The organism is Pseudomonas baltica, from assembly GCF_031880315.1.
Taxonomy (GTDB): Bacteria; Pseudomonadota; Gammaproteobacteria; order Pseudomonadales; family Pseudomonadaceae; genus Aquipseudomonas.
In genome coordinates this window covers 2,117,373-2,139,147 of sequence record NZ_CP134771.1, presented here as the reverse complement: position 1 = coordinate 2,139,147, position 21,775 = coordinate 2,117,373, and the positions used below count along the sequence as shown (strand labels likewise).

Sequence of the window (21,775 nt, the reverse complement as noted above, 5' to 3'; positions counted from 1 at the left end):
ATGATGACTTGCATCGACAATGGCCCGAAGGCGGGCCGCTTGCCCCAGGGATGAACCAATGAGTGTCGGCAATCTGCAGCCCAGTGAGTTTGATGATCCCGCCAAGGAGCTGGGCTTGTTGTGGCTGCGTGTCAGCGCTGCCTTGTTCCTGCTGTGTGTGCACGGCTTGCCCAAGTTGCTGCATTTCTCCCAGCAACTGCAATTGATCGAAGACCCTTTCCACCTGGGCCCGGCTGTGACCCTGAGCCTGGCCATTTTTGCCGAAGTCGCCTGCCCGCTGCTGATCATCGCCGGCGTGCTGACGCGCCTGGCCTGTTTGCCGGTGCTGTGCGTACTGCTTATCGCCGTTGGCGTGGTGCACCCCGATTGGACCCTGGACCAGGGCCAGTTCGCCTGGCTGCTGTTGATTCTGTTCAGCGCGATTCTGCTGGCCGGCCCGGGGCGTCTGTCGCTGCGCCTGAGCATGCCCGGGCGTCTGCGCTACGCCTGACATATAGCCGTTGGCCGGGCCGCGATGATGGCGGCGCCGTGCTCTTGCGAATTCAGTTCAAGGAGTCACCGTACATGTCCAATTCATCCATCGTCGAGCCTGCGCTGGGCAGCACTGCCAGCAGCAAGGACGAAATGGTCACCCTGGTGGTCAAGCACCGGGTCAAGGCGGGCACCGAGCAGGCCTACGAGGCTTGGCTGCGACGCATCGTCTCGACCGCCCGCACCTTCCCCGGTCATTTGGGTGTCGACGTCATGCCGGGCAAAGAGGCCGGTCTTCGTACCTTCACCAGCGTGCTGCGGTTTTGCTCTACCGACCAGGTGCAGCAATGGCTCGACTCGCCGCAGCGTCTGGCGCTGGTCAAGGAGGCCGAGCACATGCTGGCCGACGGCGACGTCACTGAGATCGCCGACGCTGGGGAGTTCTGGTTCACCCCGCCCAGCGAGCAGGGCGCAGCGCAACCACCGCGCTGGAAGCAGGCGGTGCTGAGCTTGTTGGTGATTCTGCCGCAAACCCTGCTGCTGCCGATCATCTGGTCGCCGGTTTTCAGCCTCAACAGCTTCTTTGGCAACTACGTGGTCAGCACCTTTCTCGTCACTATCACTATCGTGATGCTGGTGGTGTACGTGGTGATGCCGCCCGCCACCCGCCTGCTTGCACCTTGGCTCAACGCTTCTTCCTCTGCAGAAAAGGACCCGCAATGAACGCCGATCTGATTCTCTTCAATGGCAAGTTTCACACGGTCGACCGTGAAAAACCCCGCGCTACCGCGGTCGCCATCAGCGCCGGCCGCTTTGTCGCTGTCGGCAACGACGCCGAGGCCATGGCACTGCGTGGCACCGGCACCCAGGTGATCGACCTCAAGGGCCGCACCGTGATCCCCGGCCTCAACGACTCGCACTTGCACCTGATTCGTGGCGGCCTGAACTACAACCTCGAGTTGCGCTGGGAAGGTGTGCCGTCGTTGGCCGATGCCATGCGCATGCTCAAGGAGCAGGCCGACCGCACGCCAACGCCACAGTGGGTGCGGGTGGTGGGCGGCTGGAACGAATTCCAGTTCGCCGAAAAACGCATGCCGACCCTGGCCGAACTCAACCAGGCCGCGCCCGACACACCGGTGTTCGTCCTGCACCTGTATGACCGCGCCTTGCTCAACCGCGCCGCCTTGCGCGTGGCCGGTTACACCCGCGATACGCCCAACCCGCCCGGTGGCGAGATCCAGCGCGATGCCAACGGCGACCCGACCGGCATGCTGGTGGCGCGCCCCAACGCGATGATCTTGTACTCGACCCTGGCCAAGGGCCCGAGCCTGCCGCTGGAGTACCAGGTCAACTCGACCCGCCAGTTCATGCGCGAGCTCAACCGCCTGGGGCTGACCAGCGTGATCGACGCCGGGGGTGGTTTTCAGAACTACCCCGACGACTACAAGGTCATCGAGGAGCTGGCCAAGGCCGAGCAGCTGACCATCCGCATCGCCTACAACCTGTTCACGCAAAAGCCCAAGGCCGAGTTGCAGGACTTCAAGAACTGGACCGGCAGCGTCACCCTGCACCAGGGCGATGACTTTTTGCGCCACAACGGCGCCGGCGAGATGCTGGTGTTCTCGGCCGCCGACTTCGAAGACTTCCTCGAGCCGCGCCCGGACCTGCCGCAGACCATGGAGCAGGAGCTGGAGCCGGTGGTGCGCCATCTGGTCGAGCAGCGGTGGCCGTTCCGCCTGCACGCCACCTACGACGAATCCATTTCGCGCATGCTCGACGTGTTCGAGAAGGTCGATCGCGACATTCCGTTCAATGGCCTGCCGTGGTTCTTCGACCACGCCGAGACCATTTCGCCGAAGAATATCGAGCGTGTACGGGCCTTGAACGGCGGCATCGCGATTCAGGATCGCATGGCGTTCCAGGGTGAGTACTTCGTCGATCGCTACGGTGCGCAGGCGGCTGAAGCGACGCCGCCGATCAAGCGCATGTTGGCCGAGGGCGTGCCGGTCGGCGCCGGTACCGACGCCACGCGGGTGTCTAGCTACAACCCGTGGACCTCGTTGTACTGGATGGTCAGCGGCCGTACCGTCGGCGGTCTGGAGCTCTATCCGGAGGGCTTGTCGCGGGACACCGCCCTGGAACTGTTCACCCATGGCAGCGCCTGGTTCTCGTCCGAGCAGGGCAAGAAGGGCCAGATCAAGGTCGGGCAACTGGCCGACGTGGTGGCCTTGTCGGCGGACTTCTTCAGCGTCGAAGAAGAAGCCATCAAGTGGATCGAGTCGGTGCTGACCGTGGTCGGCGGCAAGGTCGTGCATGCCGACGCGGAGTTCGGCGACCTCGATCCCCCGCGCCTGCCGGTGCTGCCGGACTGGTCTCCGGTGGCGCGCGTGCCGGGCCATTGGCGTCCCAACGCACCACTGCAGGCCCAGGTACACCAGTGCAGCGGCCCCTGCGCCGTGCATTCCCATAGCCATGAGCGAGCACGGCAGTCGAGCGTTCCCGTGAGCGACTTCCAGGGCTTCTGGGGCGCCTTTGGCTGCTCCTGCTTCGCGTTCTGATGGCCTGGTCGCCTTGTTCGCTGATCTGTAGCGAGGGGGCTTGCCTCCGACGGGCGACCCCCAGCCTGGCAACTGGCTGTAAGACTTTTCGGGGGCAAGCCCCCACTCTGCAACTAACCCGTAACCCCTGAGGATTGCAAAATGAGCAACGCTCCCCGTTACAACCGCCTGAACAAAGACGACGCCGTGGTCTTGCTGGTCGACCACCAGGCCGGCCTGATCTCGCTGGTGCAGGATTTCTCGCCCAACGAATTCAAGAACAACGTGCTGGCTCTGGCCGATTGCGCAAAGTTCTTTGGCCTGCCGACCATCCTGACCACTAGCTTCGAAAAAGGCCCGAACGGCCCGATGGTCCCCGAGCTCAAGGAGATGTTCCCGGACGCTCCGTACATCCCGCGCCCTGGTCAGATCAACGCCTGGGACAACGATGATTTCGTCGCTGCCGTCAAAGCTACCGGCAAAAAGCAGCTGATTATCGCCGGTGTCGTGACTGACGTGTGTGTGGCGTTCCCGACCTTGTCCGCATTGGCTGAAGGGTTTGACGTATTCGTGGTGACCGATGCTTCCGGTACGTTCAACGAAACCGTGCAACAAGCGGCCTGGGCGCGTATGAGCGCTGCCGGCGCGCAGTTGCTGAACTGGTTCGCGGTGGCTTGCGAGCTGCAACGCGACTGGCGCAACGACATCGAAGGCCTGGGCAATCTGCTGTCCAACCGCCTGCCGAACTATCGCAACCTGATGAACAGCTACTCGGCCAATACTGCCAAGTAACTGGGTCCTCAGCCTGCGCTGACGCTAGCATCGCGTTCGCGGGCAAGCCTTGCTCCCACAGGTGTACGCATTGTAGGAGCAACGCTTGCTTGCGAAGAGGCCAGTCGCCGTGGCGCAGGAGCATCAGGCCACTGCGCAGTTTCAGGAATTTTCAGCTTTGCCACCGCCTCAACGCTTCTGCAACCAACTCAAGAATCCCCCTTTCCTGATGGTCACCGGCTTGTGCAGCAACAGCGCATGACTGGTTTGCTGCCTGAACGCCTGCAATTTGTTCAGGGCCTTGCCCACTGCGCTGCTTTGCTCGACACAGTGTTGGGTCAGCGTCTTGTCGATGCGGTACACCAGGCTCGACGTCAGCGCGGTGAAGCGCGCCTCGGACGGTGTGTCGCCAAGGATGCTCTGCTCGCCCATGATTTCGCCAGGGCCCATGCGCCCGACCTCCAGCCAGCCGTCGCCATCGGCCACGTCTGCGGTGATCACACCGGTACCGATGACCATCAGCACCTCTGCCACTTCGCCGACATCGAGAATCCGCTGACCCGCCGCGAACTCTTTGGCGACCATGGCCGCCGCCAGTTGGTCTTTGGCGTCGGCACTCAGGCCCTGGAAAATCTTCACTTCGTCGAGCAGTTCCCGCGTGCGCGTCGTGCCTTGCACGGGGGCCGTCCCCTCGGCCAGGCGGCTGATGCCGGCGGCTTCGAGATGCCGGTGGGCCAGGTCGAACAACTGATTGCGCACCTCGCCACGCTTGGCCAGGTCGGCGATAAAACCACTGGCCACATACTCGGTGACGGTCTCGCCAGAGGCTTTGACCAAGGCTTTGGGCGCTGGCGCAGACAGCAGCAGACTGGTGCCGCGCAGGCTGCGCTCCAAGGCGTCGAGCACGCGTCGCGGGCGCACGTGATTGGGCAACTGCAGGCTGATGGACACGCCGTGCAGGTTGCTGGGGCGGCTGAGGTTGATGAGCTTGGCCTTGGCCGCGACCGAGTTAGGCACCACGGCGGTGCTGCCGTCGACGGTCAGCAGGTAGGTAGCGCGCCAGTTGATGTCCAGGACCTTGCCTTCGACGCCGTCGATGCTGATCGAGTCGTCGACCTGATAGGGCTTGGTGGTGTTCAGCACGATGCCGGAAAACACATCGCTCAGGGTGCTTTGCAACGCCAGGCCGACGATGATCGCCATGGCGCCGGAGGTCGCGAGCAGGCCCTTGACCGGCAGCTGCATGACATAACCGGCGGCAGCGACAATGGCAATCAGAAATACCAGCGCGCCGATCACGTCCTGCAACAGGCGCCCGCTATGCCCGATGCGGTGGGTGAGCAGCAGGCCGAGCAATTCGGTGAGCACCCGTGCCAGGTACAGCCACCAGAAGATCGCCAGCGCCGTGGCACACATCTGCAGCAGTGTGTCGTCTGGCCAGGGCGGCGCCAGCAACGGGCTGACGCCACCGCCGATGATCATCCAGCTGTACAGCAGGAACAGGCCCAGGCGCATGCCGACCTTGGCGATAGGGTGTTGCACGGGCGCCAGTTGCCAGACCAGCAGGTCGACCACCAGCACCAGCGCGCTCCACAGCAGGAGATGATTGAACACAAGCGTTGTCATGGCGTTATCCGCAAAAGGGCAGGCTTGATGGTAGGAGGGCGCGGGGTATTGCGCCATTGCCTAAAGGTTGGGCCATTCCCAGCGCTGCGAACCCATAGGCCGCGCCAGATTAATCTGCAGCCAAACAGCCAAAAAGCCGCTATAACGAGCTTGACTGTCTACCGAGGCGAGACAATGAATGCGTTTGAAGACATGCGCCTGTTCGTACAGGTCATGGAATCCGGGAGTTTCACTGCGGCAGCCGACAAGCTCGGGCTGTCCAAGCAATACGTCAGTCGGCGCCTGATGCAATTGGAGGGCCGCCTGGGCACTCGTCTGCTCAATCGCTCGACCCGGCGCCTGGACGTCACTCCGCCAGGCCAGAGTTACTATGAATCGGCTGTGCGCCTGCTGGGCGAGGTCGAGCAGGTCGAGCAGGGCATCGCCGGCCAGAACGCCGAGCCGCGCGGCAAGATCCGCCTGAGTGCGCCGCTGTCGTTTGCCGTCGCTCATCTGGGCTGCATCCTGCCGCAGTTTCTGCAGCGCTATGCGCAAGTGTCGGTAGAAGTCGATCTCAGCGATCGCCCGGTGGATCTGCTGGGTGAGGGCTACGACGTGGTGCTGCGCATCGGCGTGCTCGAGGATTCCTCGCTGATTGCCCGGCGCATCGCGTCGATCCCGCGGGTGTACTGCTGCAGCCCGGCCTATCTGGCCGAGCACGGCGAGCCGCAGACCCCGGAGGACCTCGTCGACCATCAATGCCTGCCCTACGGCCACAGCCGCCAGGTGCAGTGGCAGTTTCAGAACCGGGGCAAGCCGCTGGCGCAGGCGGTCAGCGGGCGTATTCGTGCCAACAACGGCGAGCTGCTCAAGGACGCGGCGGTCGCCGGGTTGGGGATTACTTACCTGCCGTTGTTCATCGTCGGTGACGCACTGGCCGATGGCCGTCTGGTCAGAGTGCTGGAAACCTACGCCCCCGAAGCACTGCAGTTGTCGGCGGTGTATCCGCAGCATCGGCAAAGCTCGCGAGCGGTGCAGGTACTGGTGGAATTTTTGCGTGAATGCCTGGCCCACAACGTGGCCTTGCAGGAGAGCGTGCGATGAAGACGGTGGCCATGCTGCTGTATCCCGATTTTCTGCTGCTGGACATGGCAGGGCCGCTGGAAGTGTTCTCCATCGCCAATCGTTATCTCGATCCGGGTCAACGGTATGAAATCACCACGGTGGGCCCTGATGAAGACCTGACTCGCGCGTCCAACGGCATCAAGGTCCAGCCCGACCTGACCCTTGCCCAGGCCGATGGCGCCTATGACCTGTTGCTGGTGCCCGGTGGTCCGGGAGCCTATACCACGCAGCACGAGGGCATCACCGCGTGGCTCCGGGGCACAGCGCACAAGGCCCGGCGCTATGGTTCGATCTGTACCGGGGCGTTCATTCTCGGCCATGCCGGCTTGCTTGACGGGCATCGGGTCACCACCCACTGGCATTACACCGAGCGGCTGCTCAAAGCGTTTCCCAAGGCCCAGGTGGGCACCGATCAGATCTACATCCATGATCGCCAGTTGATCACGTCGGGGGGCGTGACCGCAGGTATCGATATGGCGTTGTCGATCGTTGCCGAAGACCATGGCCGCAAGGTTGCGCTGGATGTAGCCAAGGTGCTGCTGGTCATCATGCGCCGCCAAGGGGGACAGGCGCAGTTCAGCCCGCTGGTAGCGGCGGTGGCGACTCAGGCTTCGCCGATCACTCGGGTACAGCATTTCATTCTGGAAAACCTCGAACAGGAACTGACCATCGAGCGTCTGTCCGGCCTCGCAGCCATGAGCGGTCGACATTTTGCTCGGGTGTTCACCCGGGAGGTGGGCATGACCCCCATGGAATTTGTCCAGAGTGCACGGATCGACCGGGCCCGCAGCTTGCTGGAGAGCACCGAACTGCCGCTCAAGACCGTGGCCTACAAGAGCGGTTTCGGCAGCGTCAGGCACATGCGGGTGTTGTTCAGCGAGCGATTGGGGCGCACGCCGACGCAATATCGCCAGCAATTCACCTGATTGCAGGGAGCTTGGCCGAAATGCGCATTCGAATGGCCGTGCAAGGCCCCTCGCGAATGATTTGTTTTCTCGCCAGGCTGCCAAGATAGCGCCATCTGAGATATTCCCGGGAGGCACTCCATGACCAGCAACAGCGTGACCGACGAGATCGCCGCAGCGCTGCGCGACAGCATGAGCCCGCGTGACCGTTTGGCCAGTTGGACTTTTCGCTGGTCACTGCTGTGCGGTCAACTGGTGTGCGCTCAGTGTCAGGCTTCGCAGTCTGCCAATCTGCCCGAGGCCAGTTTCGTCCATCGCCCCGGATGCCGGGCGCGGCGCGAAAATCAGCCCTGGCAGGAGCTGGAAACCTTGCTGGGTGCGGTGGCGATGCGTGAGCCGCCGCACCGGTAGCCTTCGTTCAAGGATGTTTCGCCTTGGGCGCCGCGATGGCCCCATCCCACTCGGTAACTACCGCTTTTTGCGTGGCGCGCTGGAACAGGCACAGCTCCGTGCCGCTGCGGTTGTTCATGAACTTTTGTGGGTAGGTGCCTTTGAGCAGCAGCGCGGTGTAGCCGATGCTGTCATCGAACAGCGCCGGGCTGCCGGCGGCGTGGGGGTTCTTGAGTTGGCTGGCTTGCAGGCATTTGGCGAGCAGGGTCTGGTCGTGGACGGCCCAGGCTTGCGAGGTGGCGGCTTGGGTGGTGGTGCAGGCGAGCAGGGTGATGGTCGCGAGAGATATATTGCGCAAGGTCATGGATGTTTGCCTCTGAAGTCGGATCCAGGGCTACTTCCCGGAAACGGAGCTGGGGAAATAGAAACCTATGACAAGCGTAACCAATGGAAGCGCGCCGATCTTTACCAGCTCGAACATGTTTTCCCAGGCTTCATTCGCCGGCTCCAGGCCGTAACCAATGATGACGATCATGCAAAGTACAAACAGGAACAGCAGAATCTGTTTGGCAAACCGCAGTCTATGGCCTTCATGGAAACGCACGACGTGTTCGGGTGAATGATGTATGAGGTCGATCATGTCGGCGCCCATTGACGGCCTTATATCCACTTTTTCCGTCATAGGACACGCACCTCGCAAACTGCCTGCAATCCGGTGTGTGCGTCGGCTTTCACTATCCCCATCGAACGGCCATCTCGAAGTGCGTCATCAGCGACTGAAAGCAGTGCGAAGGCGCGGCGTATCGCTTCCTCTTTGCTGATGCGGTAGCGCAGCGCAATATCCACGAGCGCGGCATCGATGTTATCGCTGACGTATAGGTCGAACCTTGCCATTGGCTTGTCTTCCCTGGGCAGGTGGAAAGTCGTCCAGTTTAGATGGGCCGCGCCAGCAAAGTCATGGGCAAGGTTGCTTTTGTCAGTAAGCAGATATTGCTAGGACCAACTAGCGAGCCGCCTGTGTTGCCGAAGGCTTCGCTCCGGCCTCGATCGCGGCGCTGAACGAATCATCGAACAAGCGCGCCGCCGGGTACGGCTTGACCAGGCCCACTTCACCGAAGAAATCCACGGTCTGTTGCGCCTGGGCGATGGCCTTGGCGTCGATCGGCCGCAAGTTGGTGGCGGCGCGGGCGAACCAGCTTTGGGCGATGTTGACGTCGGCGTGGGTCAGGTCGGCCCAGGCCGTGGCGTAGGCCTGGGTGTGCGCGGGATCGGCTGCGGCCCATTCGCGGGCCACACGCAGGCGGGTGAGGAAGTCGGCGATGGCGGTGCGCTTGCTGGCGATGGCCTTGTCGGTAGCGACGAGAAAGGTCTGCGCGGGGATCAGTCCCTTGGCCGTGGCGATGACACGGGCGCCTTGGCGTTCCTGCTGGGTGACATAGGGTTCCCACGTGGCGATCACGTCTACCGAACCACCGTCCAGAGCGTGCGAGGCATCCAGTGCGCTGAGGTAGTTGAGCTGTACCGAATCGCGCGGGATACCGGCCTTGGCCAGCGCTGTCAGCAACAATTGCTGGCTCCACGAACCTTTCCAGATGGCAGCGCGTTTGCCCTTCAAATCAGCGAGGGTTTTGATCGGCGAATCCTTGGGCACCAGGATGGCGACGCCGTCGGGGTTCTGCTGGCTGATGCCGACCACTTTGATCGGCGCCCCCAGTGCACCGAGAAACAGCGGCGGTGCGTCACCCAGCATGCCGACATCGAGGCTGCCCGCGTTCAACGCCTCGGCCACCGGCGACCCGGCGGTGAACTGTTTCCAGTCCAGGGTGTAAGGCAGGTCCTTGAGCACCCCGGCGGCCTCCATTACGGTGCGGGTGTTGTAGCTCTGATCGCCGACGATCAAGGTCTCGGCCTGGGTGGTGAAGCTCAGGGTGGCGGCCAGCAAGGTGGCGGCGGTGGTCAGCAGTCTGCGCATGGGGCTCTTCCGGTGGGCTCGTTGGCGAGCGAAATAGGGCGAGTCCGGTCCGCTGGTGCGGTGGCAGACACTGATTCAGTGTGGGACGCAAAAGGGCGTGCATCGCAGGTGCGGTAGGGCGCGCCGGGGGATTTGCTTAGAAGCTGAATCGCGGTAATTCGATATTTTTATAATCTACAGCGATTTCGTTATGGTTTGAAATTCATTTTCTTCATAAGTTAATATGATTTTTTGTTATCTAATCCGCCCGGTCGGATGTCTCGCAAACGTCTGACACTCATCTGGGACAGGCCTGATATCGATTTCAATGCGCCTGCGCAGGCGGTATGGCCGGCCACACCGCCATCAGCTGCGTTACTGCCGCATCCAGTACTGAAGGCGCGATCCCGTCCCTGGCCAATGGGGTCAACCCGAGCAAAAAAACCTCGAACACCGCTGCCAATACGTCTGGCTCGGTGTCGGCGGGGAGTTCGCCGGAGGCGATGGCGCGTTCGATACAGGCCGCGATGCCCGCACGATTATCGGCGCGAGCAGCGGCCAGCGGGGCGCTGACCTGGGCGCTTTCGGCTGAGCAGCTGCTCATTGTGCCCAAGGCCACCAGGCAGCCTTTAGGGTGGTCTGCTTCGCACTGCATGCGCGCGGATCGGCGCAACGCTAATTCGATGGCCTGGCGCGGCGGCAACTGGGTATCGAACAGGCTCTCGGTCACGCGTCCGTGGGTGGCCAGGTAGCGCGTCATGACCTCTTTGAACAGCGCCTCTTTGGAGCCGAACGCCGCATAGAAGCTGGGCGCCGAGATGCCGCCCCCGAGGTGGGTCTTGAGTTGGCTGAGCGAGGTCGAGTCGTAGCCATGCTCCCAGAACAGGTGCATGGCCTGAGTGATAGCCGTATCGCGGTCAAAGGTGCGTGGACGTCCCATCGTGGCCATGTGCGTTTCTCCTCTGCAGGACTTAAATACTAATCGATACAAAAGTCATTGACCATCGCCAGTGCGTCGACTTACATTTGTACCGATCGATATATAAATTGGAGTGAGGCATGACACGACACGAACACGACACCGGCAAGCTGCCGATGGGGGCTTTGTTGGCGCTGGCGATGACCGGTTTCACCTGCATCGTGACCGAAACGCTGCCGGCCGGGTTGTTGCCGGCAATGGGCGAGGGCTTGCAGGTGTCGCCGTCGTTGGCAGGGCAGAGCGTCACGGTATATGCCCTGGGCTCGATGCTGGCGGCCATTCCGCTGACGATTGCTACCCAAGGCTGGCGTCGCCGCAACGTTCTGCTGCTGGCCATCTTCGGGTTTCTGTTGTTCAACTCCATCACCGCCTGGTCGCCCAGTTACACCGTGATGCTGATCGCACGGTTTTTCGCCGGGGTGTCGGCGGGCCTGGCCTGGAGCCTGGTGGCCGGGTATGCCCGACGCATGGTCGAACCTGCATTGCAGGGTCGGGCGCTGGCGGTGGCGATGGTCGGCACCCCCATCGCCTTGTCGGTCGGCGTGCCGTTGGGTACCTGGCTGGGCAATCTGCTGGGCTGGCGAGCGGCGTTCGCCTCGATGTCCGGGCTGACCTTGATCCTGATCATCTGGGTGCTGCTCCGGGTGCCGGATTACCCAGGGCAGGCGGCAAGCGAACGCATTCGCTTGCGGCCGGTATTGCTAACGCCGGGAGTGCGCCCGGTGCTGGCGGTGGTGGTGACCTGGATGCTCGCCCACAACCTGCTTTACACCTATGTGTCGCCCTTCGTCACGCCGGCGGGCCTGGGTGATCGGGTCGACGCGGTACTGCTGGTGTTCGGGCTGGCGGCCTTGCTGGGCATCGCAATGACCGGTCGGCTGGTGGATCGCCATCTGCGTAGCGCGGTATTGCTCAGCCTGGTCGCGTTCGCATTCACCACGCTGCTGTTCGGTCTGTTCGCGCACTCGGCCGCAGTGGCCTATGTCGGCGTATTCGTCTGGGGGATCAGCTTTGGAGGCGCCGCGACCTTGCTGCAGACCGCCCTGGCTGACAGCGCCGGTGACGGTGCAGACGTAGCGTTGTCGCTGAATGTGGTGGTGTGGAACGGTGCCATCGCTGGCGGCGGTGTGCTTGGCGGCATACTGCTGGACCAGCTCGGCGTGGGCGCCTTCGCCTGGGCGGCACTGGTGCTGATACTGGTCAGCCTGGGGATAGCTGCAGCCGCCCGTGAACATGGCTTCCCCGGCGGCCATCGACAGGCGCGAACCGAAGCGCAGGCCGCCACGGTCTAGGCTCAACTCACCCATGCCGAACCGCGGATCACACTGCAGAAATTACCCGGCTGGAACGCCGGGTCCTTGTCGACGATCACGTCGGCCTTGACGTTGCCGAAGGTGCTGCCGGGCTTGTGCTTGATGCCGTCATAGAACGCCTGAATGATGTCTTCCTTGAACTGCTCGCCGCGTGGGTGGGCCCGCACGATGGCTTCACGCTGGGCATCGCTGTACTGCGCATAGGTCAGCCCCAGCACGTCCATTTCTACCCCCGCCGTCACCAGCGCCACCACCGGATGCATATGTTGGGGAATGCCCGGCGTGGTGTGCAGGGCGATGGCGGTCCATACCGTGTCGATGTCCTGCTGAGCGATGCCGCGCGCTTGAAGAAAGTCCCGCGCGCAGTCGGCGCCGTCGACTTCGAAGCGTTCGCAGGCGCTGCTGTGTTGATGCGTCAGGCCCATGTCATGGAACATGCAGCCGCAATACAGCAGCTCGGGGTCGAAGCGCAGGCCCCGTTGCTGGCCTGCCAGCGCGGCGAAATAGAACACTCGGCTGGAGTGATGGAAGAGCAGCGGCGACGCGGTGTCGCGGACCTGCTCGGTGATTTCCCGTGCCAGTTGGCTGTCAGGGATCTTGATGCCGTCGATGTTCAGGCTCATGGTCTTGCTCCGCACGCTGAATGTGGGTCCATTGTCGGTGGCCAATGATCTGGCCTCAATCGGCGTGATACGTCATATACTGCCATTTCCAGTGCAAACACGACGCCCTCCACCATGTCCAGAACCATCGCCATGCTCGCCTTGCCCGGCGTGCAACTGCTCGACATCTCCGGCCCCCTGGACGTGTTCGCCCAAGCCAACATCGAGGTGGGGCGCGCGGCCTACCGCTTGGAGATCATCGCCTGCGAAGCGGGGCCGATCCGCAGTTCCTCGGGGGCGCGGCTGCTGCCGGATCGGGTGGCGGGCGAGGCGGGCCCATCGATCGACACGCTGCTGGTGGCCGGCGCCCCTCACGCCGCGAGCCTGCGTTTGAGCCCGCCGCTGCTGGGGTGGATCCACGCCACCAGCCAGCAGGTACGACGCTTCGGCTCGGTGTGTACCGGTGCCTTTGCCCTCGCCGCCAGTGGGCTGCTGCAGGGGCGGCGGGTGACCACTCACTGGGCGTGCGTGAGCGAGCTGCAGCGCCAATATCCCCAAGTGATCATCGAGGAGGACGCGCTCTATGTCCGCGACGGCAAACTGCGCACAGCGGCTGGCGTGACCGCCGGGCTGGATCTGGCGCTGGCGTTGGTCGAGGAAGACCTGGGCCGTGAAGTGGCCAAGCGGGTGGCCGCGCAACTGGTGATGTTCTTCAAGCGCCCCGGCGGCCAGCTGCAGTTCAGCCGCCAAGGCGAAGCGCGGCCGGCCGGGCGATCGGTGTTGCAGGAAGTACAACGCTGGGTCGCCGCCAACCCGCACTTGGCGTTGTCGATCGAGACGCTGGCCGACCATGCCGGGCTAAGCCCCAGGCATTTTGCGCGGTTGTTCCACGCCGAAGTCGGCATGACGCCTGCGGCCTGGGTCGAGCAGAGCCGCATCGCGGCGGCGCGTGCCTTGCTTGAGGCAGGCGTCGATGCACCCAAGCAGGTGGCCGCCAAATGCGGTTTCGCCAACGCCGACACCTTGCGCCGGGCGTTTGTGAAGCATGTGGGGATCACCCCGGCGCAATACCGAAGGGGCTATGGCGGCGTAGTTGACAGCGATGACGGTGTACGTTTACGTTAACGTAAACCTGATCGGGAAATTCTACCTTGAGCACCACCTTCAGCATCAGTGATCTGTCCCGGCTATTGGACGTCACCCCGCGCACCATCAGGTTCTACGAAGAACAAGGCATGGTCGCCCCCGAGCGGCGCGGTCAGGAGCGGATCTTCTCGGCGCGCGACATGGTCGCCCTGAAGCTCATCCTGCGTGGCAAACGCATCGGCTTCTCCCTGGCCGAATGCAAAGAACTCATCGGCATGTACGACCCGTCCGGCAACAAGAAGCAGCTGGACCGGTTCCTCGAAAAGATCACCGAACGACGGGAACAGTTGCAACAGCAGATGCTCGATATCGAGCAGATGCAGCTCGAGCTGGATACCGCGGAGGAACGCTGCCGAACGGCGCTAGCCTCGCTGTAGCGAGGGGGCTTGCCCTCGAAACATATCAGTCACCGTGCGCCCAATAACAATAAGCAAGGAGTGGATATGACACTGGTACCCGGACTGGATTTCTTCCTCGGCGAAGAGATCAATATGCTGCGCGATTCCGTGGCGGCCTTCGTTGCGGATGAAATCACCCCGCGGGCGCAGGCTGCCGACCGCACCGACACCTTCCCCAGCGACCTGTGGCGCAAGTTCGGCGACATGGGCCTGCTCGGTCTCACCGTGCCCGAAGAGTATGGCGGCTCGGGCATGGGTTACCTGGCGCACATGGTCGCCATGGAGGAGATCTCCCGCGGTGCCGGCGGTATCGGGCTGTCATACGGCGCCCATTCAAACCTGTGCGTGAACCAGATCAACCGCAACGGCACTCATGCGCAAAAGCTGCAGTTTCTGCCCGGGCTAATCTGCGGCGAGCACATCGGCGCCCTGGCCATGAGCGAGCCCGACGCCGGTTCCGACGTGGTGTCGATGCGCCTGCGCGCGGAGCTCAAAGGTGATCGCTACCTTCTCAACGGCACCAAGATGTGGATCACCAACGGCCCGGACTGCGACGTGCTGGTGGTTTACGCCAAGACGGATCCCGCTGCGGGAGCCAAGGGCATCACGGCGTTCATCCTGGACACGGACACACCCGGTTTTTCGGTCGCGCAGAAGCTCGACAAGCTCGGCATGCGCGGCTCCCACACCGGCGAACTGGTGTTCCAGGATGTCGAGGTCCCGGTGCAGAACGTCCTCGGTCAGGTCGGCCAAGGCGTCAATGTGTTGATGAGCGGGCTCGACTACGAACGTGCGGTGTTGTCCGGGGGCCCGCTGGGCCTGATGCAGGCGGCGATGGACGTGGTGGTCCCGTACCTTCACGACCGCAAGCAATTCGGCCAGAGCATCGGCGAATTCCAGCTGATCCAGGGCAAGGTCGCGGACATGTACACCACCCTGCAAGCCTGTCGCGCCTATCTGTACGCCGTGGGCAAGCATCTGGATGCCATGAGCGCGGGTCACGTACGCCAGGTCCGCAAGGACTGCGCCGGGGTGATTCTCTACACCGCCGAAAAGGCCACCTGGCTGGCCGGGGAGGCCATCCAGATTCTCGGCGGCAACGGTTATATCAACGAGTTTTCGGTGGGGCGTATCTGGCGCGATGCCAAGCTCTATGAAATCGGTGCGGGCACCAGTGAGATCCGACGGATGCTGATCGGTCGCGAGCTGTTCAACGAAACCCGCTGAGCACGTCATCCCACTCCAGGAACCTCACCATGGCCATTCTGCAAACCCAGGTCAACGTTCGCTCGGCGCCGTATCAAACCAATGCTGCTGCCATGGCTGAACACCTTCAGACGCTGAAAAAATTGATCGCCGAGGTCTGCCAGGGCGGCGGCAAGACCGCCCAGGAACGCCACCTCAGTCGCGGCAAATTGCTGCCTCGTGATCGCGTCGATCTGCTGCTGGATCCCGGCTCGCCGTTCCTCGAGATCGGCCTGCTGGCCGCCCATGAGGTGTATGACGAGAAGGTCGCCGCGGCGGGCATGATTGCCGGCATCGGCAGCGTGTCCGGCGTGGAATGCATGATCATCGCCAACGACGCCACGGTCAAAGGCGGCACCTATTACCCGCTGACGGTCAAAAAGCATCTGCGCGCCCAGGCGATCGCCCAGCAGAATCGCCTGCCGTGCGTATATCTGGTGGACTCGGGCGGCGCCAACCTGCCGCGCCAGGATGAAGTATTCCCCGACCGCGAACACTTCGGCAGGATCTTCTTCAACCAGGCCAACATGAGCGCCATGGGCATCCCGCAGATCGCTGTGGTGTTGGGGTCGTGCACCGCAGGCGGCGCGTATGTGCCGGCGATGAGCGACGAGACCATAATGGTGCGCAACCAGGCGACCATCTTTCTTGCCGGCCCACCGCTGGTGAAAGCGGCGACCGGCGAAGTGGTCAGCGCCGAGGATCTAGGCGGCGCCGATGTGCACTGTCGCCTTTCCGGGGTAGCGGATCATTACGCCGAAAACGACGAGCATGCCCTGGCCATCGCCCGTCGCTGCGTGGCCAATCTCAACTGGAAAAAGGCCGGCGAGCTGGCCTGCATTAGCCCCATCGAGCCCCGTTACCCGGCCGAGGAAATGTATGGCCTGGTGCCTGCCGACCCCAAGCAGCCACTGGAGGTTCGCGAAGTCATCGCGCGCACCGTCGACGACTCCAGCTTCGATGAATTCAAGGCGCTGTTCGGCGTCACCCTGGTGTGCGGCTTTGCCCATATCAACGGCTATCCGGTGGCGATCCTGGCCAACAACGGCGTGCTCTTCGCCGAGGCCGCGCAAAAAGGTGCGCACTTCATCGAGCTGGCCTGCCAGCGCAAGATCCCCCTGGTGTTCCTGCAGAACATCACGGGCTTCATGGTCGGGCAAAAATACGAAGCCGGTGGCATCGCCAAACACGGCGCCAAGCTGGTGGCCGCTGTGGCCTGCGCCCAGGTGCCGAAGTTCACGGTGATCATCGGCGGCAGCTTCGGCGCAGGCAACTATGGCATGTGCGGCCGCGCCTACGATCCGCGCTTCTTGTGGATGTGGCCCAACGCGAAGATCGGTGTAATGGGCGCGCAGCAGGCGGCAGGGGTGCTGGTGCAGGTCAAGCACGAACAGGCCCGGCGCGCTGGCGAGCAGTTCAGCGACGAAGATGCCCAGCGCCTGCGTCAGCCTATGGTCGAGCAATACGAGCAGCAGGCCCATGCCTTTTACTCGTCGGCGCGGCTGTGGGACGACGGCGTCATCGACCCGGCGCAGACCCGGGCGACCTTGGCCCTGGCGCTGTCAGCGGCCTTGAATGCACCGATCGCCGATACGCGCTTTGGCGTGTTTCGCATGTAATCCAACGCGCACTTCCTGGCACCTCACGGAGCACTCGGCCATGCCCGATTTCTCGACCCTCGAGTTGGTCTTTGCAGACACCGGCGTCACCACGCTATGGCTGAACCGACCCGATAAAAACAACGCGTTCAATGCGCAGATGATCAGCGAGTTGCATCAAGCGCTCGATCAGGTAGCTGCCCACCAGACGACGCGATTCCTGCTGTTGCGCGGCCGCGGCAAGCACTTCAGCGCCGGCGCAGACCTGGCCTGGATGCAGGCCAGTTCGACCCTGAGCTACAACGACAACCTGCTCGAAGCGCAGACACTCGGCGACTTGATGGGCCGCCTGCATCAATTCCCGCTGCCGACCCTGGCCGTCGTGCAAGGCGCCGCGTTTGCCGGGGCCATGGGCCTGGTCTGCTGCTGCGACATGGCCATCGGCAGTGACGACGCCTTGTTCAGTCTGTCCGAGGTGCGCCTGGGCCTGGCCCCGGCGGTGATCAGCCCTTACGTGGTGCAAGCCATCGGTCAGCGCGCCGCGCGGCGTTATGCCCTGAGCGGCGATCGTTTTGACGCTCACCGGGCGCGGGAGCTGGGGTTCCTGGCCGAGGTCTATCCTGCGGCCGAGCTCGACATCGCGGTGCGGGCCTGGACGCGCAACCTGTTGAAGAACAGCCCGGCGGCCATGAGCGCGTGCAAGTCGCTGCTGCTCGATGTCGGCGACGGTGAGCTGACGGCGGATTTGAAAACGCGTACCGCCACGACCATCGCCAGCCTGCGCACCAGTGCAGAAGGCCAGGAGGGCATGCGCGCCTTTCTGGAAAAACGCGCTCCGGCGTGGAATGGAGAAACGCCATGATTGCTACCTTGCTGATCGCCAACCGCGGCGAAATCGCCTGCCGGGTCATTCGCACCGCCAAGGCGCTGGGGATCAAGACCGTCGCGGTGTACAGTGATGCCGATACCGACGCGCGACATGTGCATGAAGCCGATGTGGCGATACCCCTGGGCGGCACCAAGCCGGCGGACAGTTACCTGGTGGTCGACAAGATCATCGCCGCTGCCAAGGCGTCTGGCGCCGACGCGGTGCACCCCGGCTACGGGTTCCTTTCGGAAAACGCCAGCTTCGCCCGGCGCCTGGAGCGCGATGGCATCGTGTTTATCGGCCCGCCCGCGTCGGCAATCGACGCCATGGGCAGCAAGTCCGCCGCCAAGCGCCTGATGGAAAACGCCGGCGTGCCCTTGGTGCCCGGTTATCACGGCGACGCGCAGGATCTCGACACCTTCAAGGCGGCCGCCGAGCGCATTGGCTACCCGGTGCTGCTCAAAGCCGCAGCTGGCGGCGGTGGCAAGGGCATGAAAGTCGCCGAGCAACCGACCGATCTGGCCGAAGCGCTGGATTCCGCCAAGCGCGAGGCGCTGTCGTCGTTCGGCGACGAGCAGATGCTGGTGGAGAAATACCTGCTGGCGCCACGGCATGTCGAGATCCAGGTCTTCGCCGATCAGCATGGCCATTGCCTGTACCTGCACGAGCGCGAGTGTTCCATTCAGCGGCGTCACCAAAAAGTAGTCGAAGAGGCCCCGGCGCCGGGGTTGCCCCCCGAGTTACGTCGCCAGATGGGTGAAGCGGCGGTGCGTGCCGCTCAGGCGATCGGCTATGTCGGGGCCGGTACCGTGGAGTTCTTGCTGGATGCGCGTGGCGCGTTCTTCTTCATGGAAATGAACACCCGGTTGCAGGTCGAGCATCCGGTGACCGAGGCCATCACCGGGCTTGATCTGGTGGCCTGGCAACTGCGCGTCGCCCAGGGTGAAGTGCTGCCGTTGACGCAGGCCGAGGTGCCGCTGCTCGGGCATGCCATCGAAGTGCGCCTGTATGCCGAGGACCCTGAGGGCGGTTTTCTGCCGGCCAGCGGGCGGTTGCAGCTGTATCAGGAAGCGGCGCCCGGCATCGGTCGGCGGGTCGACAGCGGCGTGGTCGAGGGCGATACGATTTCGCCGTTCTACGACCCGATGATCGCCAAGGTCATCGCCTGGGGCGAGACCCGCGAGGCAGCCCGTCGGCGCTTGCTGGCCATGCTCGGCGAAACGGCGGTGGGCGGCGTGAAAACCAATCTGGCGTTTTTGCAGCGCATTCTCGCCACCCCGCAATTTGCCGCAGCCGAGTTGGATACCGGTTTTATCGAGCGCCATGCCGAGGTGCTGCTGCCCGCGCGGCCGGCGTTGACTGACGAGTTTTGGGCTCAGGCCGGGCGGGCCTGGTTGGCGAGCGAGCCGATCTCCACGTCAGAGGCGGACCGCTTCTCGCCTTGGCGCCAGCGCTCGGGCTGGCGGTTGGGTGGGCCCAGCGAGGCGTTGCTGCAGTTGCGTTGTGAAGCGACCTCGCGCGTGTGCCGGGTCGCCCCGGCCGCGGCTCCGAGTGTTCGGTACTGGCGCCGCGGCGAGGTATTGTTCCTGATCTGGCAAGGCCAGCCATTCGAGGTTCGCGCGGTCGATCCGTTGGCTGAAAGCGGCGGGGCCACCGCCATAGAGGGCGGCCTCACTGCGCCTATGAACGGCAGTATCGTGCGCATTCTGGTCTCCCCCGGCCAGCGAGTTCAGGCCGGTGATGCCTTGATTGTGGTCGAGGCGATGAAAATGGAGCACACCCTGCGCGCCGCCACTGCCGGCACCGTCACCTCGGTCTTCTGCAGCGAAGGCGAGCTGGTTGCCGAGGGCGTGGTCCTCGCCGAACTGGAGGAGGCCAGCCATGACGCTGCCTGATCGGGTTCGGATCGTCGAGGTCGGCCCGCGCGACGGCCTGCAGAATGAACAGGCATCCATCAGCACCGCCGACAAGATCGCGCTGGTCGATGGCCTCAGCGATGCTGGCGTGGGCTTTATCGAGGTCGGCAGTTTCGTCTCGCCCAAATGGGTGCCGCAGATGGCCGACAGCGCGGCGGTGTTCGCCGGTATCCAGCGGCGGCCGCAGGTGGTCTACGCGGCCCTCACCCCCAATGTGCAGGGGTTCGAGGCGGCACTTGCTGCGGGTGCTTCGCAGGTGGCCGTGTTTGCCGCCGCCTCGGAATCGTTCTCGCAAAAGAACATCAATTGCTCGGTCGCCGAGAGCCTGAAGCGTTTCGAGCCGTTGATGGCTCATGCCCAGGCCGAAGGCATTCAGGTGCGCGGATACGTGTCCTGCGTGCTGGGCTGCCCCTACGAAGGCGAAGTCGCGCCGTCTCGGGTGCGGGATGTGTCGCAAGCCTTGTGGGAAATGGGCTGCTATGAGGTTTCCCTGGGCGACACGATAGGCGTCGGCACCGCCGGCCAGGCGCGGCGCCTGATCGAGGCCGTCAGCCGCGACATCCCACGCGCCTCCCTGGCCGGGCATTTCCATGACACCTACGGCCAGGCGCTGGCGAATATCTATGCTTGCCTGCTGGAAGGCATCAGCGTGTTCGACAGCGCCATCGGCGGGCTGGGGGGCTGCCCTTATGCCAAGGGCGCGACGGGCAATGTGGCCACCGAAGATGTGCTGTACCTGCTGCAGGGCCTGGGGATCGAGACAGGGATTGATCTACCGCGGCTGATCGCGGTCAGTCGGCGGTTGACGGCTGCGCTGGGCAAACCGTCCGGGTCTCGGGTGACGCGGGCGCGGGGCGGCTGAGGGGTAGCGGGATTGTTCGACGGCGAGCCCCCTCGCTACACATGTCGCATGCGCGACGGAGGCTTGCCCTGGCTCTGGCGAACGTTCGTCAAGTGAACCCTTGGTGCTTTACCGAGGACTAACACCTAATTCCCGAACACCTGAACATGGCCGCCGCCGCTCGCGCTTGCGAGCAGGAGAGGCAGGCCCATGTCTTTCAATGAAGGAGCTATGCACCATGGCAATCCATTCGAATGAAACGCCAGTCTGGTTCATCACCGGCTGCTCCACCGGCTTCGGCCGTGCCCTCGCGCAATTGATCGTCGATCGCGGCTGGCGGCTGGTTGCCACCGCGCGTGACGAATCGCGGGTGGCGGATTTGGCCAAAGGGGCTGAAGAGCGAGTGCTCACCGTCGGACTCGACGTCGGTATCGCAGATCAGGTGACCCACGCCGTGGCCGCCGCCAAGGAGCGTTTTGGTCGCATCGACGTGCTGGTCAACAACGCCGGTTATGGCTATCAGAGCACCATCGAAGAGGGCATCGAATCCGAAATCCGCGACCAGTTCGATGCCAACGTCTTCGGCCTGTTCGCCATCACCCGCGCCGTGCTGCCGATCATGCGTGCGCAGCGCAGCGGGCACATCATCAACATCACCTCGGTGGCGGGCTTGATCGGCTTCCCGGGGTCGGGTTACTACGCGGCCTCGAAGCATGCCGTCGAAGGCTTCTCCGATGCGCTGCTGGCCGAAGTCGAGCCGCTGGGCATCAAGGTGACCTGCGTCGAACCGGGGCCATTCCGTACCGACTGGGCCGGCCGTTCGTTGCGCCAGACGGCCACGCAGATCGATGACTATAAAGAGACTGCCGGCAAGCGTCTGGAAACCACCAAGTCCAACAGCGGCAGCCAGGCCGGTGATCCGGTGCGTGCGGGGGAGGCGATGATCGCGCTGACCCAGCAGGACAAGCCGCCTCGGCATTTGCCGTTGGGTGCCTGGGGCATCGATATGGTGCTCAAGGATCGGCGCGGTCGTCTGGAGCAGCTCGAAGGCGTCAAGGACATCAGCGTGGGGGCTGACTTCCCGAGTTGATCCGGGGCCCATCGCCTCTAGCCG

23 protein-coding genes are annotated in these 21,775 nt (G+C 63.5%); 16 read left to right on the top strand and 7 right to left on the bottom strand.

All coding sequences use genetic code 11. The features are described 5' to 3' along the window. Nucleotides 1–73 precede the first annotated feature (73 nt). The 4 genes from REH34_RS09340 to ycaC all read left to right on the top strand — a co-directional run bounded on the left by REH34_RS09340 (nucleotide 74) and on the right by ycaC (nucleotide 3,800). The gene (locus REH34_RS09340) at nucleotides 74–490 is read left to right on the top strand and encodes a DoxX family protein (RefSeq protein ID WP_226506892.1); all 417 of its coding nucleotides are present in this window, start codon (nucleotides 74–76) and stop codon (nucleotides 488–490) included. A gap of 74 nt (nucleotides 491–564) precedes the next feature. After that, nucleotides 565–1,194, top strand: coding sequence for an antibiotic biosynthesis monooxygenase (locus tag REH34_RS09335; protein ID WP_311971460.1), 630 nt, complete (start codon nucleotides 565–567; stop codon nucleotides 1,192–1,194). After that, entirely contained in the window at nucleotides 1,191–3,029 is a 1,839-nt protein-coding gene (locus REH34_RS09330) for an amidohydrolase (protein WP_311971459.1), read from the top strand. The genes REH34_RS09335 and REH34_RS09330 overlap by 4 nt, the downstream gene beginning before the upstream one ends. 141 nt (nucleotides 3,030–3,170) lie before the next feature. Beyond that, on the top strand, nucleotides 3,171–3,800 hold the full coding sequence (gene ycaC / locus REH34_RS09325) for an isochorismate family cysteine hydrolase YcaC (RefSeq protein ID WP_226506858.1): 630 nt from the start codon (nucleotides 3,171–3,173) through the stop codon (nucleotides 3,798–3,800). Between the two features lie 168 nt (nucleotides 3,801–3,968). Here ycaC and REH34_RS09320 read toward each other — a convergent pair whose 3' ends face one another. Next, entirely contained in the window at nucleotides 3,969–5,405 is a 1,437-nt protein-coding gene (locus REH34_RS09320; protein ID WP_311971458.1) for a mechanosensitive ion channel family protein, read from the bottom strand. A 174-nt stretch (nucleotides 5,406–5,579) separates the two neighbouring features. On the opposite strand from REH34_RS09320, the gene REH34_RS09315 reads away from it, so the two are divergent. The 3 genes from REH34_RS09315 to REH34_RS09305 all read left to right on the top strand — a co-directional run bounded on the left by REH34_RS09315 (nucleotide 5,580) and on the right by REH34_RS09305 (nucleotide 7,825). Continuing rightward, nucleotides 5,580–6,488, top strand: a complete 909-nt coding sequence (locus tag REH34_RS09315; protein ID WP_226506860.1) for a LysR family transcriptional regulator — start codon at nucleotides 5,580–5,582, stop codon at nucleotides 6,486–6,488. Continuing rightward, nucleotides 6,485–7,435 carry a GlxA family transcriptional regulator gene (locus tag REH34_RS09310; RefSeq protein ID WP_311971457.1) on the top strand — a complete coding sequence of 317 codons (951 nt, stop codon included), beginning with the start codon at nucleotides 6,485–6,487 and terminating at the stop codon, nucleotides 7,433–7,435. Before REH34_RS09315 ends, REH34_RS09310 begins: the two co-directional genes overlap by 4 nt. A 120-nt stretch (nucleotides 7,436–7,555) precedes the next feature. Further along, nucleotides 7,556–7,825, top strand: coding sequence for a hypothetical protein (locus REH34_RS09305; RefSeq protein WP_226506862.1), 270 nt, complete (start codon nucleotides 7,556–7,558; stop codon nucleotides 7,823–7,825). Between the two features lie 7 nt (nucleotides 7,826–7,832). Here the strand turns inward: REH34_RS09305 and REH34_RS09300 are convergent, their stop codons facing one another. The 5 genes from REH34_RS09300 to REH34_RS09280 form a co-directional block, all read right to left on the bottom strand. Beyond that, nucleotides 7,833–8,168, bottom strand: a complete 336-nt coding sequence (locus tag REH34_RS09300; RefSeq protein ID WP_226506863.1) for a hypothetical protein — start codon at nucleotides 8,166–8,168, stop codon at nucleotides 7,833–7,835. 30 nt (nucleotides 8,169–8,198) lie between these two features. Continuing rightward, nucleotides 8,199–8,486, bottom strand: coding sequence for a hypothetical protein (locus REH34_RS09295; protein WP_226506864.1), 288 nt, complete (start codon nucleotides 8,484–8,486; stop codon nucleotides 8,199–8,201). Beyond that, a complete protein-coding gene (locus tag REH34_RS09290) occupies nucleotides 8,483–8,698 on the bottom strand; it encodes a hypothetical protein (RefSeq protein WP_311971456.1) in 216 nt (71 codons plus the stop codon). Before REH34_RS09290 ends, REH34_RS09295 begins: the two co-directional genes overlap by 4 nt. A gap of 109 nt (nucleotides 8,699–8,807) precedes the next feature. Beyond that, a complete protein-coding gene (locus REH34_RS09285; RefSeq protein WP_311971455.1) occupies nucleotides 8,808–9,776 on the bottom strand; it encodes an ABC transporter substrate-binding protein in 969 nt (322 codons plus the stop codon). Between the two features lie 304 nt (nucleotides 9,777–10,080). Continuing rightward, nucleotides 10,081–10,704: a TetR/AcrR family transcriptional regulator gene (locus REH34_RS09280; protein ID WP_311971454.1), complete on the bottom strand. Its 624-nt coding sequence runs from the start codon at nucleotides 10,702–10,704 to the stop codon at nucleotides 10,081–10,083. Between the two features lie 110 nt (nucleotides 10,705–10,814). Between REH34_RS09280 and REH34_RS09275 the strand changes: the two genes are divergently transcribed. Further along, nucleotides 10,815–12,026: an MFS transporter gene (locus REH34_RS09275; RefSeq protein ID WP_311971453.1), complete on the top strand. Its 1,212-nt coding sequence runs from the start codon at nucleotides 10,815–10,817 to the stop codon at nucleotides 12,024–12,026. 2 nt (nucleotides 12,027–12,028) lie between these two features. On the opposite strand, the gene REH34_RS09270 is transcribed toward REH34_RS09275, so the two are convergent. Continuing rightward, nucleotides 12,029–12,670: an HD domain-containing protein gene (locus REH34_RS09270; RefSeq protein ID WP_311971452.1), complete on the bottom strand. Its 642-nt coding sequence runs from the start codon at nucleotides 12,668–12,670 to the stop codon at nucleotides 12,029–12,031. A gap of 114 nt (nucleotides 12,671–12,784) precedes the next feature. On the opposite strand from REH34_RS09270, the gene REH34_RS09265 reads away from it, so the two are divergent. The 8 genes from REH34_RS09265 (at nucleotide 12,785) to REH34_RS09230 (ending at nucleotide 21,751) form a co-directional block, all read left to right on the top strand. Further along, nucleotides 12,785–13,774 (top strand): GlxA family transcriptional regulator, encoded by a 990-nt coding sequence (locus REH34_RS09265; protein WP_311971451.1) that lies wholly within the window; start codon nucleotides 12,785–12,787, stop codon nucleotides 13,772–13,774. 26 nt (nucleotides 13,775–13,800) lie between these two features. Then, nucleotides 13,801–14,172: a MerR family DNA-binding transcriptional regulator gene (locus tag REH34_RS09260; protein WP_226506871.1), complete on the top strand. Its 372-nt coding sequence runs from the start codon at nucleotides 13,801–13,803 to the stop codon at nucleotides 14,170–14,172. Nucleotides 14,173–14,238: 66 nt separating this feature from the next. Continuing rightward, a complete protein-coding gene (locus REH34_RS09255) occupies nucleotides 14,239–15,420 on the top strand; it encodes an isovaleryl-CoA dehydrogenase (RefSeq protein ID WP_226506872.1) in 1,182 nt (393 codons plus the stop codon). 29 nt (nucleotides 15,421–15,449) lie between these two features. Next, nucleotides 15,450–17,057: a carboxyl transferase domain-containing protein gene (locus REH34_RS09250; protein ID WP_311971450.1), complete on the top strand. Its 1,608-nt coding sequence runs from the start codon at nucleotides 15,450–15,452 to the stop codon at nucleotides 17,055–17,057. Nucleotides 17,058–17,097: 40 nt separating this feature from the next. Next, a complete protein-coding gene (locus REH34_RS09245; protein WP_311971449.1) occupies nucleotides 17,098–17,898 on the top strand; it encodes an enoyl-CoA hydratase-related protein in 801 nt (266 codons plus the stop codon). Then, nucleotides 17,895–19,799, top strand: a complete 1,905-nt coding sequence (locus REH34_RS09240) for an acetyl/propionyl/methylcrotonyl-CoA carboxylase subunit alpha (protein ID WP_311971448.1) — start codon at nucleotides 17,895–17,897, stop codon at nucleotides 19,797–19,799. The genes REH34_RS09245 and REH34_RS09240 overlap by 4 nt, the downstream gene beginning before the upstream one ends. Beyond that, nucleotides 19,786–20,682 (top strand): hydroxymethylglutaryl-CoA lyase, encoded by an 897-nt coding sequence (locus REH34_RS09235; RefSeq protein ID WP_311971447.1) that lies wholly within the window; start codon nucleotides 19,786–19,788, stop codon nucleotides 20,680–20,682. The genes REH34_RS09240 and REH34_RS09235 overlap by 14 nt, the downstream gene beginning before the upstream one ends. A 217-nt stretch (nucleotides 20,683–20,899) precedes the next feature. Beyond that, nucleotides 20,900–21,751, top strand: a complete 852-nt coding sequence (locus tag REH34_RS09230; protein WP_311971446.1) for an oxidoreductase — start codon at nucleotides 20,900–20,902, stop codon at nucleotides 21,749–21,751. The last annotated feature ends 24 nt before the right edge of the window (nucleotides 21,752–21,775 follow it).

Bases quoted from the DNA above. Each gene is read 5' to 3' on its own strand.
- REH34_RS09310 (WP_311971457.1), top strand. From the start codon at position 6,485: ATGAAGACGGTGGCCATGCTGCTGTATCCCGATTTTCTGCTGCTGGAC.
- REH34_RS09230 (WP_311971446.1), top strand. From the start codon at position 20,900: ATGGCAATCCATTCGAATGAAACGCCAGTCTGGTTCATCACCGGCTGC.
- REH34_RS09280 (WP_311971454.1), bottom strand. From the start codon at position 10,704: ATGGCCACGATGGGACGTCCACGCACCTTTGACCGCGATACGGCTATC.
- REH34_RS09240 (WP_311971448.1), top strand. From the start codon at position 17,895: ATGATTGCTACCTTGCTGATCGCCAACCGCGGCGAAATCGCCTGCCGG.
- REH34_RS09250 (WP_311971450.1), top strand. From the start codon at position 15,450: ATGGCCATTCTGCAAACCCAGGTCAACGTTCGCTCGGCGCCGTATCAA.
- REH34_RS09270 (WP_311971452.1), bottom strand. From the start codon at position 12,670: ATGAGCCTGAACATCGACGGCATCAAGATCCCTGACAGCCAACTGGCA.
- REH34_RS09335 (WP_311971460.1), top strand. From the start codon at position 565: ATGTCCAATTCATCCATCGTCGAGCCTGCGCTGGGCAGCACTGCCAGC.
- REH34_RS09275 (WP_311971453.1), top strand. From the start codon at position 10,815: ATGACACGACACGAACACGACACCGGCAAGCTGCCGATGGGGGCTTTG.
- REH34_RS09300 (WP_226506863.1), bottom strand. From the start codon at position 8,168: ATGACCTTGCGCAATATATCTCTCGCGACCATCACCCTGCTCGCCTGC.
- REH34_RS09315 (WP_226506860.1), top strand. From the start codon at position 5,580: ATGAATGCGTTTGAAGACATGCGCCTGTTCGTACAGGTCATGGAATCC.
- REH34_RS09295 (WP_226506864.1), bottom strand. From the start codon at position 8,486: ATGACGGAAAAAGTGGATATAAGGCCGTCAATGGGCGCCGACATGATC.
- REH34_RS09320 (WP_311971458.1), bottom strand. From the start codon at position 5,405: ATGACAACGCTTGTGTTCAATCATCTCCTGCTGTGGAGCGCGCTGGTG.
- REH34_RS09290 (WP_311971456.1), bottom strand. From the start codon at position 8,698: ATGGCAAGGTTCGACCTATACGTCAGCGATAACATCGATGCCGCGCTC.
- REH34_RS09285 (WP_311971455.1), bottom strand. From the start codon at position 9,776: ATGCGCAGACTGCTGACCACCGCCGCCACCTTGCTGGCCGCCACCCTG.
- REH34_RS09265 (WP_311971451.1), top strand. From the start codon at position 12,785: ATGTCCAGAACCATCGCCATGCTCGCCTTGCCCGGCGTGCAACTGCTC.
- REH34_RS09255 (WP_226506872.1), top strand. From the start codon at position 14,239: ATGACACTGGTACCCGGACTGGATTTCTTCCTCGGCGAAGAGATCAAT.
- REH34_RS09235 (WP_311971447.1), top strand. From the start codon at position 19,786: ATGACGCTGCCTGATCGGGTTCGGATCGTCGAGGTCGGCCCGCGCGAC.
- REH34_RS09245 (WP_311971449.1), top strand. From the start codon at position 17,098: ATGCCCGATTTCTCGACCCTCGAGTTGGTCTTTGCAGACACCGGCGTC.
- REH34_RS09330 (WP_311971459.1), top strand. From the start codon at position 1,191: ATGAACGCCGATCTGATTCTCTTCAATGGCAAGTTTCACACGGTCGAC.
- ycaC (WP_226506858.1), top strand. From the start codon at position 3,171: ATGAGCAACGCTCCCCGTTACAACCGCCTGAACAAAGACGACGCCGTG.
- REH34_RS09305 (WP_226506862.1), top strand. From the start codon at position 7,556: ATGACCAGCAACAGCGTGACCGACGAGATCGCCGCAGCGCTGCGCGAC.